Source organism: Micromonospora sp. NBC_01739, assembly GCF_035920385.1.
Classification (GTDB): domain Bacteria; phylum Actinomycetota; class Actinomycetes; order Mycobacteriales; family Micromonosporaceae; genus Micromonospora.
In genome coordinates, this window is sequence record NZ_CP109151.1 from 4,031,040 (window position 1) to 4,044,684 (window position 13,645).

General features: G+C 69.6%; 9 protein-coding genes. 5 read left to right on the plus strand and 4 right to left on the minus strand.

Annotation, left to right across the window (positions count from 1 at the left end; genetic code table 11):
* Window positions 1-163: 163 nt before the first annotated feature.
* Window positions 164-1,315 (minus strand): ROK family transcriptional regulator, encoded by a 1,152-nt coding sequence (locus OIE53_RS18095; RefSeq protein ID WP_327022719.1) that lies wholly within the window; start codon window positions 1,313-1,315, stop codon window positions 164-166.
* Window positions 1,316-1,841: 526 nt separating this feature from the next.
* Between OIE53_RS18095 and OIE53_RS18100 the strand changes: the two genes are divergently transcribed.
* The 3 genes from OIE53_RS18100 (at window position 1,842) to OIE53_RS18110 (ending at window position 9,303) form a co-directional block, all read left to right on the plus strand.
* A complete protein-coding gene (locus OIE53_RS18100) occupies window positions 1,842-4,577 on the plus strand; it encodes a sugar-binding protein (protein WP_327022720.1) in 2,736 nt (911 codons plus the stop codon).
* 124 nt (window positions 4,578-4,701) lie between these two features.
* On the plus strand, window positions 4,702-5,874 hold the full coding sequence (locus tag OIE53_RS18105; RefSeq protein ID WP_327022721.1) for a DNA recombination protein RmuC: 1,173 nt from the start codon (window positions 4,702-4,704) through the stop codon (window positions 5,872-5,874).
* A 162-nt stretch (window positions 5,875-6,036) separates the two neighbouring features.
* Window positions 6,037-9,303, plus strand: a complete 3,267-nt coding sequence (locus OIE53_RS18110) for a S8 family serine peptidase (protein WP_327022722.1) — start codon at window positions 6,037-6,039, stop codon at window positions 9,301-9,303.
* A 102-nt stretch (window positions 9,304-9,405) separates the two neighbouring features.
* Here OIE53_RS18110 and OIE53_RS18115 read toward each other — a convergent pair whose 3' ends face one another.
* From OIE53_RS18115 to OIE53_RS18125, 3 genes are read right to left on the minus strand one after another with little or no spacing between them, the layout of a single operon-like run.
* Complete coding sequence (locus tag OIE53_RS18115) at window positions 9,406-10,296, minus strand: hypothetical protein (RefSeq protein WP_327022723.1); 891 nt, start codon at window positions 10,294-10,296, stop codon at window positions 9,406-9,408.
* Between the two features lie 51 nt (window positions 10,297-10,347).
* Entirely contained in the window at window positions 10,348-10,782 is a 435-nt protein-coding gene (locus tag OIE53_RS18120; RefSeq protein ID WP_327022724.1) for a hypothetical protein, read from the minus strand.
* Window positions 10,783-10,837: 55 nt separating this feature from the next.
* Window positions 10,838-11,815 carry a 4-hydroxy-3-methylbut-2-enyl diphosphate reductase gene (locus OIE53_RS18125; protein WP_327022725.1) on the minus strand — a complete coding sequence of 326 codons (978 nt, stop codon included), beginning with the start codon at window positions 11,813-11,815 and terminating at the stop codon, window positions 10,838-10,840.
* A gap of 169 nt (window positions 11,816-11,984) precedes the next feature.
* Between OIE53_RS18125 and xseA the strand changes: the two genes are divergently transcribed.
* The gene (gene xseA / locus OIE53_RS18130) at window positions 11,985-13,217 is read left to right on the plus strand and encodes an exodeoxyribonuclease VII large subunit (protein WP_327027263.1); all 1,233 of its coding nucleotides are present in this window, start codon (window positions 11,985-11,987) and stop codon (window positions 13,215-13,217) included.
* 60 nt (window positions 13,218-13,277) lie between these two features.
* Window positions 13,278-13,499: an exodeoxyribonuclease VII small subunit gene (locus OIE53_RS18135; protein WP_327022726.1), complete on the plus strand. Its 222-nt coding sequence runs from the start codon at window positions 13,278-13,280 to the stop codon at window positions 13,497-13,499.
* Window positions 13,500-13,645: the final 146 nt, after the last annotated feature.

Genomic DNA, 13,645 nt, shown 5'->3' on the forward strand with positions numbered 1-13,645 from the left:
TGACGCACCGCCGCTGCCGGCTGTCACCCCGGGGCGGGGGCGGCAAGGGCGGACGAGTGTCGGTGCTCAGGGGTGGTGGTGTAACGGGGGTCGGGGTGGTGGGTACGGCGGTGGTGGCTCTAGCAGGGTCGGGGTGGTGGTTTCTCGAAGGGTGGTGTTCTGGTCAGGGCAGAGAGGGCAGGGGGACCGCGGCCGACAGCGCGTAGCTGATCGCTCCGTGCAGTACGGCCTGGTCACCGAGGGTGGCTCGACGCACCTCGGTGGGTGCGGGGGTCTTGGCGGCGAGAAGACTCTGGATCTGCTCCAGCGCGGCGTCGTCGAGCTCCGCGGCGGCGCCGCTGAGCAGCACCAGCCCGGGGTCGATCACGCAGACGCAGGAGAGGATGAGCCGCGCCCAGGCGTCGAGCACCTCGTCCAGGTACTCGCGGGCGGGCTTCGAGGTGGCGGCGAGTTCGATCAGTTCCCGTACCGGCGACTCCGGTCGTCGCCCCGGGTTCAGCGCGACCAACCGCTCGGCGATGGCGTTGACCGACCAGCGGGCCTCGAACTCACCGACGCCGCTGTAGCTGCGCACCGGCGCGGCGTCCACCGGCAGGAAACCCACCTCGCCGGCGGCTCCGCTGGCACCCCGGCGAACCTTGCCGTCGAGCACCAGCCCGGCGCCGATGCCGTCGGCGACATGGATCAGCAGCAGGTTGGCGACATCGGCTCCAGCACCGGCCACGCATTCACCGGCGGCCATGAGGTTGACGTCGTTGTCGACGACTACGGGCACTTTGAGTCGCTGCTGGACGGACTCTCCGATCGGCCACGCCTCGACCAGCCCGACGGAGGGGGCCAGGCGTACGGCACCGTTGGTGGAGACCCCCGGCACCGCGATCGCCACCCCGCGCAGTGAGGGCAGGTTGTCGCCGACCAGGTCCAGGACGAAGTCGCAGACGGTCTCGACCACGTCGCCACCGAACCGTGCGGTGCGGTGCGCGATGAGCGCCCCTTCGCTGTCGGCGATCTCGCAACTGATCCGGGGTGGTTCCAGCGAGACCGCGGCGACGAGCTCGGCACGCGGGTTGAACTCCAGCATCTCCCGAGGTCGCCCGGTGGTGGGGGTGCCGGGTCCCCGCTCGATGAGGTAGCCCTCGGCGATGAGCTCCCGCACGAGCGCGGTCACCGTGGCCGCCGGCAGGCCGGTCATCTCCGCCAGGTCCACTCGGGACAACAGCCGCGCCTGCCGGGCGGCCAGGATCACCGAGAGGCGCTTGATCTCTCGGGACCGCTCACGGCTGACCGGGCTGGTCGCTGCTGCTCTGTCGGACACGATTAATTCCTACTGAGAAAAAAGTGGACCGTCAAGTAACGAGATGATCTCAGCTCCGACCAGGCAAAACGATAGATCGACAAGCTATCTCCACCGGTCCGGCCACCCCCGAAGGCGCACATCGGACCCCCGGGGAGAAGTTGATCACCCAAACTGGGGCGAAGGTAACTATTGCTCTAGCCACACCGATGGTCGGTGCCCCCTGAACAGGCACATCGTTTCTTCGGAAAAGGAAGAAAGTACTGACGGACCCTTGACTATCGGAGCGCAAGATTCCTAGCGTTACGGCCCGAAGGCCTTCCGGTGGAGCTACCCCCGCCACCGTCGCACCGCTCACGCCGTGACGGTGTGTGCGCACAACCCCCACCCCCGACAACAGCACCATCACCTACGGAGACCGCACCGGTCTCCAGTGGACAGCTGTCCGCCATCAGGGCCCGGCATGAGTCACGTGTCAGGGGGCCTCGGCCGGCCCTGCATCCGTCCCAGACGCAGCACGCGCTCCCTTACGCGAAGAGGTATGCCCATGAGATGGCGCACCACGGCGACGATCGCCATGTGCAGTCTGCTCACGCTGGGCCTGGCCGCTCCGGTTCAGGCTCACCCCAAGGGCTCGTCGCCCAAGCACCCCTCACCTTCGAAGAGCCAGCCGAAGGGCCCGTCCAAGTCCGACAAGCCCGTCGACCTGGACATCATGTTCATCGGCGCGCACCCCGACGACGAGGCCGGTCAACTCGGCATGCTGGGATACTGGAACGAGTATCACGGCATGAAGGCCGGCGTCATCACCACCACCCGTGGCGAGGGTGGCGGTAACGCCACCGGCTTCGAGGAGGGCCCGGATCTCGGTATCCTCCGGGAGGCCGAGGAGCGCAAGGCGGTCGCCTACGCCGGCATCGAGCACATCTACAACCTCGACGCCCTCGACTTCTGGTACACCGCCAGCGCTCCGCTGACCGCCGAGGTCTGGGGTTACGACGAGACGCTGTCCCGCATCGTGCGGGTGCTGCGGACCACCAGGCCCGAGGTCATCCTGACGATGAACCCCTCGGCCACCCAGGGCAACCACGGTAACCACCAGGAAGCCGCGATGCTGGCCGTGGACGCCTTCTACGCGGCGGCCGACCCGAAGAAGTTCCCGGAGCAGATCACCAAGGAGGGCCTGGAGCCCTGGCGGGTCTCCCGGATCTTCCAGACCGGCGGCAGCGGCTCCGGCAACCTGGGTCCGTCCTGCGAGACCAGCTTCACGCCGACTGAGGCCAGCAACGTCATCTTCGGCACCTGGCAGGGTTACGAGTCGGCGCGCCACGACGGCAACCGGTGGAACACGGTCACGACCTGGGCCCGCCGGGAGTACGTGTCGCAGGGCTGGGGCAACAGCTCCTTCCCGACGACCAACCCGGACAACATCGGCTGCAACCGGCTGACCCTGATCGACTCCCGCACCCCGTACCCGGACCCGAACGTGGGCGCCGGCACCGGTGCGCTCCAGGGCGCCACCCTCCGTGCGCCGGGTGGCCTGCCGCTCGGCACCGAGATCCACGTGCGTCCGGAGAAGTGGGAGGTGCTCGCCGGCAAGTCCATCAAGGTCGACACCGTCCTCTACGCCACCCAGGACATCAAGGGCGCCAAGGTCGCGCTGCAGGTTCCGGCCGGCTGGCGGGTCAGCGGCAACGGCAACGTCGGCACGCTCAAGAAGGGCAAGGAGGTCGTGAAGAGCTTCACGGTCACCCCGCCCGCGCAGCTTCCGGTGGGTACCCGCTTCAAGATCGAAGCGACGATGACCAGCAGCAAGGATGGTAGCGGCACCAGCAGTGGACGGGTGCAGGCGACCGCTCCGGTTCGGGGCACCCTCGAGCCGCTGGAGGAGATCGCGGACTTCCGGGCGTGGACCGAGCAGAAGAAGGTCAAGCAGCTCGACGCCCTCATCGAGTCGCTGCTCAACATCCCGAGCGGCAAGAGCCGCAGCGTCCGGGTGGACCTGGCCAACCACAGCGACACCGTCCAGTCCGGCACCGTCCGGCTGAACCTGCCGGCCGGTTTCTCGGCGAACCCGCAGCAGCTGCCGTACAGCGGGCTCCAGCCCGGTGCCCGTAGCTCGGTGACCTTCACGGTGACCAACACCGACGCCACGCTGCCGACCGCCAACCGGGCGCCGGACAACGGTGCGTACCGGCTCCAGATCGAGACCACCTACAACGGTGGCAGCGCCACCGAGCCGGGTGCCTTCAACCTGGTGCCGACCACGGTGATCCCGAAGGCCACCACCGCGCCGGCCGTCGACGGCCACGGCCACTCCCACGAGTACACCGGCGAGGTCATCGACATCTCGACGCGCTGGGAGGGTACCGCCACCACGGCGGCGGACATCTCCGGCACCGCCCAGATCACCCACACCGACGACGCCCTGTACGCCATCTTCAACATCACCGATGACGTGCTCGGCCGGTTCCTGCTGCCGGAGGACTGCAAGCGCCCGCGTCGTGCCGACGCCGTCGAGTTCGGTATCGACCCGCGGGGCAACTCGGCGAACACCTCCACGGTGTTCAACGTGGCGCTCTTCCCGGCCACCAACGACCCGGCCAACGGCAACCCGCCGTGCTTCGCCCGGGAGCGGGACAACCACCAGGGTGGCCCGGAGACCGCACCGGGTCTCGAGGTCGCCTCGGTTCTCACCGGCACCGGGTACCAGATCGAGGTCAAGGTTCCGTTCAGCGTGCTGCCGGACACCATCGACCCGAACAACATGGGCATGAACATCCTGGTCAACGACTCGGACACGCAGGACCTGTCCACGCAGACCCGGATCGGCTGGTCGACCTGGAGCGGCGTGCGGGCCGACGCGTGGCGCTGGGGTGTCGCCACCCTGCCGGGCCTGCCGGCGCGGCCGGCGGCGCCGAAGGCGCCGATCATGCCCGACACCGCGGCGCAGAGCGTCAAGTCGCCGCAGACCATCCTCCAGTCCGCCTCGGACGGGGTGGCGCCGGGTGGCTACGCGGCTCTTGACGACAAGATCGTCAAGATCAAGAAGGTCACCAAGTCCTCCTCGAAGGTCTCGGTGCAGTTGAAGGTCAAGAAGTCCGGCATCGCCCGGGTCTTCATCTGGGACGGTGAGCGGGTCGTGGCGCAGACCGAGGTCTCGCTGAACAGGGACCGCACCCTGGTCCTGCCCCTCAACGGTGCTCTGCCGGCCGGCTCCTCGCTGCTCGTCTCGTACGAGCGCGGCGGCGCCACCCTCGGCCTGGCTCACCACCTGAGGTGAGCCGACCCGGTCACCGCGTCGCTCTGACGCGGTGACCGGCGATGGGCCGGGCCTTGTGCCCGGCCCATCGGCATTTCCGGCCCCAGCGCGGCACCGTCGGCACACCTTTGGCAAGCTCGTGAGGATGGAGCTAGCGACCCTGGCGGTGGTCGTCGTCTGTCTCGGCGCGGGCGGCGCGGTGGGCTGGTTCGCGGCCCGGTCCCGGGCGGCCACCGAGATCGCCCGGTTGGACGCCACCCTGCGGGCCACCCGGGAGGGCGAGGGGCGGCTGGAGCAGTCGATGCGGGCGCTGAGCTACGAGGCGACGGCCCAGTCCCAGGAGGCGGTCGCCCGCGCGGTGGCACCCCTGCACGACACCCTGCGCCGCTACGAGCAGCGGGTGGCCGAACTGGAACGTGACCGGGTGGACGCGTACGCCGAACTGCGTGAGCAGGTCAGGGCGATGAGCAGCGTCTCCGGCGAGCTGCGCACCGAGACCAAACAGCTGGTCGCGGCGCTGCGGGCCCCGCAGGTACGCGGCCGGTGGGGCGAGCACCAACTGCGTCGGATCGTCGAGGCGGCCGGCATGTTGGAGCACTGCGACTTCTCCGAGCAGGTCACGGCCGCCACCGACCAGCAGACCGTACGCCCCGATCTGGTGGTCCGGCTGCACGGCGGCCGGACAGTGGTGGTGGACGCCAAGGCCCCCTTCGACGCGTACCTGACCGCGATGGAGGCTCGCGACGAGCGCAGTCGTGACACCCAGCTCGATGCCCACGCCCGGCATCTGCGGGCCCATGTGGACGCGCTGGCGGCGAAGTCGTATTGGACGGCCTTCGAGTCGACCCCGGAGTTCGTGGTGCTGTTCGTGCCAGCCGACACGTTCCTCGATGTCGCCCTGCAACGCGATCCGACCCTTCTGGAGCACGCCTTCACCCGCAACGTGGTGCTGGCCACCCCGGCCACTCTGGTAGCAATGCTGCGTACGGTGGCCTGGTCCTGGCGGCAGGAGCAGTTGGCCCGCAACGCGGTAGCGGTGCATTCCCTGGCCCGGGAACTCTATGGTCGACTTTCCACCCTAGGCGATCATGTAGCCAAACTCGGCAGCTCACTCGGCGGCGCGGTGACCGCCTACAACCGGGCGGTGGGGTCGCTGGAGGCCCGGGTGCTGGTCAGCGCCCGCAAGCTGGCTGAGCTGGGAGTTTCTGACCAGGAGCTGTCCACACCGGCTCAGGTGGAGTTGGCTCCCCGGCAGCCGCAGGCCCCTGAGCTGCTGTTGGAGGAATCCAACTGGGAGGGTCGAACTCGGTCAACCTAATCGAGGTCTTATCACCTTCGATGTGACATTGGGCGTCCCACGTATCACGAGATGGTCACAACGTACCTGTCGGTAGTGACATTGACGGTCGGCACCACGAAGGATTTCGCTCACGCGTGCCCTGCATCTGAGGGCGCCTGAGTTCTCTGGAGGAAAGAGAACGTGAGCAGACCCCGAAACCTGAGCCGGCGTACTTCCGCCGCGCTCTTCGCCTCGGTCATGGCGGCGGGTGCCGTGTCCGTGGTGGGCGGTACCGCCACCGCGAGCGCCGCTCCTGCCGGAACCGACCCGGCCCAGGTCACCCCCGCCGAGGCCCTGGGCGAGCACGACGCCAAGCTGCTCGCCGAAGCAGAGGCCAAGAAGGCCCCCAACATCACGATGATCGTGGCCACCGACAAGGGCAAGGCCAAGGAGGTCGCCGACGACCTCAAGGACCTGGGTGCTGCGGTCACCCAGCGTTTCGACACCATCGGCTACGTGCTGGCCAAGGTGCCGACCAGCAAGGCGGTCAAGGCCGCCACCCTGCCCGGCGTCTCGGCCGTCGACCTGGACGAGAAGATCCAGCTGCCCGACCCCAAGCCGGAGGTCGTCCAGGGCGGCAAGAAGGGCGACAAGCAGGGCGACACCCTCAGCGGCCCGGGCGCCAACACCCCCGCCGACAACCCCTACATGCCGACGGGCGAGACCGGTGCGGTCAAGTTCGTCAAGTCCAACAAGAAGTGGGACGGCCGGGGCGTCACCATCGGCGTCATGGACTCCGGTGTGGACCTGGAGCACCCGGCGCTCCAGCAGACCACCACCGGCGAGCGGAAGATCGTCGACTGGGTCACCGCCACCGATCCCCTGGAGGACGCCAGCTGGCGCCCGATGCTCAACCAGGTGACCGGCCCGTCCTTCACCCTCGCCGGCCGCACCTGGACCGCACCGGCGGGCACCTACCGGTTCAACCTGTTCAGTGAGTCGATCACGAACAACAGTGAGCCGGCCGGTGACGTCAACCGCGACGGCGACCGCACCGACCAGTGGGGTGTCCTGTACGACCCGGCCACCAACAACGTCTGGGTCGACACCGACCAGGACGGCGACTTCACCGACGAGGCCCTGATGCGGCCGTACAAGGAGAAGTTCGACGTCGGCTACTTCGGCACGGACGACCCGGCGACTCCGGTCAAGGAGCGGATGTCGTTCGTGGTCGAGTACCGCAAGAACGTCGACACCACTCCGGTCGGCGGCCCGGGTCTGGTCGACTACGTCAACATCGGCATCATCGAGAGCGCGCACGGCACCCACGTCGCCGGCATCACCGCCGCCAACAGCATGATGGGCAACAGCGCGTTCAACGGTGCCGCCCCCGGCGCCAAGATCGTTTCCTCCCGCGCCTGCTCCTGGGGTGGTGGCTGCACCTACGCCGCCCTCACCACCGGCATGGCCGACCTGGTGATCAACCGTGGGGTCGACGTCATCAACATGTCGATCGGTGGTCTGCCGGCGCTCAACGACGGCAACAACGCCCGCGCCACCCTCTACAACAACCTGATCACCACGTACGGGGTGCAGATGTTCATCTCGGCCGGTAACTCCGGTCCGGGTGTGAACACCATCGGCGACCCCTCGGCCTCCAGCAACGTGGTCAGTGTGGCCGCCAGCGTCAGCAAGGACACCTGGCTGGCCAACTACGGCTCCGTGGTCAAGAAGAAGAACGCCCTGTTCAACTTCTCCTCGCGGGGTCCGCGTGAGGACGGCGGCGCCAAGCCGAACATCGCCGCGCCGGGTTCGGCCATCTCCACCACCCCGGTCTGGCAGGCCGGCAGCCCGGTCGCCGAGGCCGGCTACGCGCTGCCGCCGGGCTACGCCATGTTCAACGGTACGTCGATGGCCTCCCCGCAGGCCGCCGGTGCCGCCGCCCTGCTGCTCTCGGCCGCCAAGGCCAACCACCTGGGGGTCACCCCGGAGGCGCTGCGTCGGGCGATCTACACCTCGGCCAAGCCGATCGCCGACACCCCCACCTACGCTCAGGGCTACGGCATGTTCGACGTGCCGGGTGCCTGGAAGCTGCTCCGCAAGGGCGTCCAGACCCGCTCGTACACCGCTGACGCCCCGGTCTGCACCCCGCTGTCCAGCCAGCTGGCCACCCCGAACCAGGGCACCGGCATCTACAACCGCTGCGACTCGGCCAACGGTGGACAAAAGATCAACCAGTCGAAGTCGTACCAGGTGAAGCTGACCCGGACCAGCGGCCCGGCCGGCAACATCAAGCACTCCATCGGCCTGCGTGGCAACAACGGCACCTTCTCGGCGCCGAAGAACGTCACCCTGCCGCTGAACCAGACCGTCACCATCACGGTCACCGCCAGGCCGAAGACGGCCGGTGCGCACAGCACCATCGTCACCGTGGACGACAAGGCCACCAACACGATCGACTTCGAGTTCTCCGCCGTCGTGGTGGCCTCGAACGACGTCGTGAAGCCCAACTTCGCCTACTCGGCGCAGGGCTCGGTGGACCGCAACCACACCACGTCGTACTTCGTGACGGTGCCCCCGGGTGCCGGTGCGTTGCAGGTGAACCTCTCCGGCATCGCCACCGCGTCGCAGACCCGCTTCATCGCGTTCAACCCGTACGGCGTCCCGGTGGAGAGCACCTCCAGCCTGGCCTGCTTCACCAACCACGTCAGCACGGTGGTCTGCAACCCGTTCGAGCGTGACTACGCCAACCCGATGCCGGGCATCTGGGAGATCGAGGTGGAGTCCCGGCGTACCTCGCCGTCGCTGAACAACCCGTACCAGATCCAGGCCCGGGTGCAGGGCGTAGCGGTCGAGCCGGCCGTGGTCGAGCTGCCCTCGGTCACCACCGGTACCCCGACCCCGGTGACCTGGTCGCTGAAGAACACCTTCGGCCCGGTCACGGTCACCGGTCAGGGTGGTGCGCTGTCCAGCACCCACACCGAGCGCCCGACCATCGTGGAGCTCGCCGTGCAGGAGTTCACCGTCGAGGTTCCGGCGGGGGCCACCAGCTTCACCGCCCGCATCGGCAACGTCTCCAACGCCAGCGCCGACCTCGACCTGTTCGTCTACCGGGGCGCCACCCTGGTGGCGTACAACGCCGACGGCGACTCGGAGGAGTTCGTCACCCTCAACAACCCGGCGGCCGGCACCTACACGGTCGTCGTCGAGGCGTACTCGGTCGACGGCGCGGGCGGCAGCACCGCGTACGACTACCGGGACTCGTACTCCTCCCCGGCGCTGGGCACCCTGACGGCGTCCAGCAACAGCCTCACCCTGGCGCACGGCGCCACCGGCACCCTGACCGGTACGGTGACCGCCCAGTCCGCCCCGCCCGCGGGCCGGACCCTCTCCGGTGAGCTGTCCGTGGTGACCAGCGAAGGCGCGGTCGTCGGCCGCGGCTCGGTCAACATCGGCTCGGTGAACTGACCCAGCACCACCGCACCACCCAGGGAGCCCGCCTCCGGATCCACCGGAGGCGGGCTCCCGCCCGTTCAGGCATGTCTCTGGCTGCGGACTTTCGCTCCTGGCCTAGCCGATCGCCGGCCTCGGCTGATCACCCTTCGCCCGATGCCGATCCGGCCGGTCGGGGCGCAGCCCCGCCACCAGCAGCAGGTATCCGGTCAGTTCGGCGGCGACGGCCAGGGCCGGTGCCATGACCAGGATCGGGCTGACCATGGCGCCGGTGAACACAGTCCCCCGGGTCGGGGACAAGGGCAGCAGTGTGTACGGGGCCAGCGCCGCATCGATGTGGAACAGCGCTGCCACCACCAGCAGGACCGCACCACCGGTGGCCCGCCGCCGACCCTGACCCAGCAGTAGCGCAGCCAGCAGGAGGGCGGCCAGGGCGAGCGCCAGGGGCGCGAGCACCGCGGCGGCGAGCACCTCAGTGCCGGGCTGCCCGTCGTGCTGGTCCGCCAGCTCGACCTCCATCGTGTTGCGGCGCACCTCGACCACCCGGAACACCGCGTACCCCAGCACCGGCCCGCCGGCCAGCAACAGCCCGATCACCAGCCGTCCACTCGCAGGGGAGTCGGTTCGCGGCCGTCCCCCGGCGGTTGCCCGCCGGTTCACGAGGGCCAGCAGCAGCACGAAGACCAGTGCCGCCCAGGTCAGTTCAAGCCCGGTCCACAGCCCCTCGGTGAACTCCGGAGGCGGACCGGGCTCGAGGACGTGCCACCGGTAGCCGGCGGCGGCAGGATCGACCGGCATCGTCGACCAGGCGTCGACGGCCACCACGACGAGCCCGGCCGGCACCACCCAGCGCGGCGACGGCAGACCGACTACCAGCGCGTACGCCAGGATCAGGGCCACCGCGAGGACCTCGGCGTGACGCAGGATCGGCGCGGAGGTGAGCACACCCGCCAGGTGTACGGCGAACAGGAGCCCTGCCGACGGCAGGAGCAACGATCGTAGACGCATCGATGCATCCTGCCGTCCGGACAGGATTCTCGCGCCCCCGGCGGGGCTACCTCAGGCGCGCTTGGCGGAGGCGACCTTGAAGGGGGTGCCCTGCTGGCAGGTGGTCATCAGGCCCGGTTCGGGTCGCCCGGTGACCGTCACGGCGGCGCCTGCGGTCAGCACCTCGCGCGGGCCGCCGAGCAGCAGGTAGCCGTCGAGCAGCAGGCAGCCGGGCTCGACCCCGGACTCGATCTGACCGGTCAGGGTCATCTCACCGGTGGAGGTCGGCTGCGGCGGGCCGCCCGGGCGTTTGCCGGGTCGGCCCAGCGGGCCGGTCGTGTCCGTCGGGTCGGCCGCCGGAGGCTCGGTCGGGTCCGGGGTGGGCAGCTCGGTCACGGTTGGCGCTCCCGTCGGGGTGGCGGTGCCGTCCCCGGCGCCCTGGCCGGCGCAGGCGACGAGCGCGGTGCAGACGATCAACGCCGCGGCGGCGATCCGAAGGGTCCTCATGCCAGTCTTTGACGTGGTAGCCGGGTGATCCGTTCCATCTTCTCGGGTGGGCCGCTCAGCCGCGGGCCGCCGCAGCGGCCTTCATGTCGCGCTTGAGTTCCTGCGGCAGGGAGAAGGTGAGTCGCTCGTTGGCGGTCACCACCTCCTCCACGTCGGTGTAGCCGCGCGCGGCGAGATGGGTCAGCACCTCCTGGACCAACTCGTCCGGGACGCTGGCTCCCGAGGTCAGGCCCACCGTCTGGGCGCCGACCAGCCAGGCGTCGTCGATCTCGTGGGCGAAGTCGACCAGGTGCCCGGCCCGGGCGCCCGCGTCCAGGGCCACCTCCACCAGGCGTACGGAGTTCGAGGAGTTACGCGAGCCGACCACGATCACCACGTCGCACTCGGCCGCGATCTCCTTGACCACATGCTGACGGTTACTGGTGGCGTAGCAGATGTCGTCGCTGGGCGGCGACTGGAGCATCGGCAGCCGCTTCTTCAGCCGGGCCACCGTCTCCATGGTCTCGTCCACCGACAGGGTGGTCTGCGACAACCAGACGACCTTGTTCGGGTCACGCACGGTGATCCGGTCGGCGTCCTCCGGGCCGTCCACCAGCTGGATGTGCTCCGGGGCCTCGCCGGCCGTGCCGATGACCTCTTCGTGGCCCTCGTGACCGATGAGCAGGATGTCGTAGTCCTCGGCGGCGAACCGCTTCGCCTCCTGGTGCACCTTGGTCACCAGCGGGCAGGTCGCGTCGATCGCCTTGAGGGAGCGCTGCTTGGCCTGCTCGTAGACCTCGGGTGCCACCCCGTGGGCGGAGAAGATCACCGTGGCGCCCTCGGGAACCTCCTCGTTCTCCTCCACGAAGATCGCGCCCTTGGCTTCCAGCGTCCGCACCACATGCTTGTTGTGCACGATCTGCTTACGCACGTAGATCGGCGCACCGTAGAGCTTGAGGGCCTCCTCGACGGTCTGCACCGCCCGGTCGACGCCCGCGCAGTAACCGCGGGGCTTGGCCAAGAGCACGCGCTTCCCGATGCCAGCCTCAGTCACCCCCCCATCCTACGCCCGCCCCCACTCCCCCACCGCCTGCAGCTGTTGATCATGAGGTTGGCGGCAGTGTTCGATCTCCACCCTGCCGCCAACCTCATGATCAACGGGGCTCGATGGGGGTGGGGTGGGTGGGGTGGGTGGGGGTTAGGGTGGGGGGGTGGGTGATGGGGTGGGTGGGGGGACGGGGGCCGGCAGCTCGGGAGCCAGCAGCTCGGAGGAGCCGTGGCCGGTGCGGGTGGTCAGTCAGAAGATCGGCGCCTGGGTGGCGCGGCTGGGCTGGGTGTGGGTCGACGGGCAGGTGGCGCAGATCAGCCGGCGGCCGGGAGCCAGCACGGTTTTTCTGACCCTGCGTGATCCCTCGGCGGAGCTGAGCCTCACCGTCACCACCAACCGGGACGTGCTCGACTCCGGCGCTCCCGAGCTGCGTGAGGGTGCCCGGATCGTGGTGCACGCCAAGCCGGAGTTCTACGCCGCCCGGGGCACCCTCAGCCTGCGGGCCGACGAGATCCGCCAGGTCGGCCTGGGTGAGCTGCTGGCCCGGCTGGAGAAACTCAAGAAGCTGCTGGCCGCCGAAGGGCTGTTCGACCGGGCCCGCAAGCGACGGCTCCCCTTCCTGCCGCAACGCATCGGGCTGATCACCGGTCGGGCCAGCGCCGCCGAACGGGACGTGCTCACCAACGCCCGCCGCCGCTGGCCGGCCGTGGAGTTCCGCACCGTGAACGTCGCCGTACAGGGCCCGGGAGCCGTCACCCAGATCATCGACGCCCTGAAGGTGCTGGACAGCGACCCGAGCGTCGACGTGATCATCCTGGCCCGGGGTGGCGGCGGCATCGAGGATCTGCTGCCCTTCTCCGACGAGGCGTTGTGCCGGGCCGTGTTCGCCTGCCGTACCCCGGTGGTCAGCGCGATCGGCCACGAGACGGACGCCCCGCTCGTCGACTACGTCGCCGACGTACGCGCCTCGACCCCCACCGACGCCGCCAAGCGGGTGGTGCCGGACCTGGCCGAGGAGATCCGCCTGATCAACCAGGCACGGCACCGGCTGCACCGGGCGGTGCACCACCTCCTGGATCGGGAGAGCCACCGGATCGAGGCCCTGCGCTCCCGGCCGGTGCTGGCCCGCCCTCAGGTGATGGTCGACCAACGGGCCGCCGACCTGGCCGCCCTGCGCCAGCGGGCCGAACGCAACCTGGGCCACCGCCTGGCCGCCGCCGACGACGACCTGCGGCACACCCTGGCCCGGCTGCGGGCCCTCTCCCCCGCCGCCACCCTCGACCGGGGGTACGCCATCGTGCAGCGGTCCGACGGCCATGTCGTCCGCGCGGCCGACCAGGTCGGCCCCGGTGACCCCCTGCGGGTACGCCTGGCCGAGGGCGAACTGGCCGCCACCGTGACCACCTGACCACCGCAACCCGCGGTGCGGTGGCGGGAGGTGTCGGAGGGTTGTGTTGAGATGGATGCGATGACTGACGAGCAGACGAGCGGGCCCGACGAACGGCTCAGCTACGAACAGGCCCGGGCCGAACTCGCCTCGGTGGTGGATCGGCTGGAGGCCGGCGGGACCTCCCTGGAGGAGTCCCTGGCCCTCTGGGAGCGGGGTGAGGCACTCGCGGTGATCTGTCAGCGCTGGCTGGACGGGGCCCGCGCCCGCATCGAGGCCAGCCGACAGAACGCCGCCGGCTGACCGCCCCACGCCAAGCCAACCGGTAAGAACGCGGCCGAGCGCTCGCGCGGCGACAGACCCAGCCGGCTGACCACCCCGCGCCGCGCCAGCCGACAAGAACCCAGCCGCGTGATCGCGGTCAGCCAGCGGAGCGCAAAGAGTGATCG